This window comes from Pseudomonas sp. SIMBA_067 (genome assembly GCF_046534675.1).
Lineage (GTDB): Bacteria > Pseudomonadota > Gammaproteobacteria > Pseudomonadales > Pseudomonadaceae > Aquipseudomonas > Aquipseudomonas putida.
In genome coordinates, this window is the sequence record NZ_JAWRYH010000212.1 from 1 (window position 1) to 310 (window position 310).

Sequence of the window (310 nt, forward strand, 5' to 3'; positions counted from 1 at the left end):
CCGTTTTTACTTAGATTTATACGCCCGTGACCACAAGCGTGGTGGTGCGTGGATGGATGACTGTATGGGTCGTAAAGTGCGTGCTAATGGTGAACTTCAAACACCAGTTGCTTACTTAGTATGTAACTTTAATAAAGCGATTGGCGATAAGCCTGCTTTGTTTACCCATAATGAAGTAACCACACTGTTCCATGAGTTTGGTCACGGCATTCACCACATGTTAACTCAAGTAGATGCAGCGCCTGTTGCTGGTATTAATGGTGTGGCATGGGATGCCGTTGAATTGCCAAGTCAGTTTTTAGAAAACTGG

1 protein-coding gene is annotated in these 310 nt (G+C 44.2%); it reads left to right on the plus strand.

The window, feature by feature from the left end:
* On the plus strand, positions 1 to 310 hold a 310-nt coding region (locus SB765_RS28780), incomplete at both ends, for a M3 family metallopeptidase (protein ID WP_410932377.1).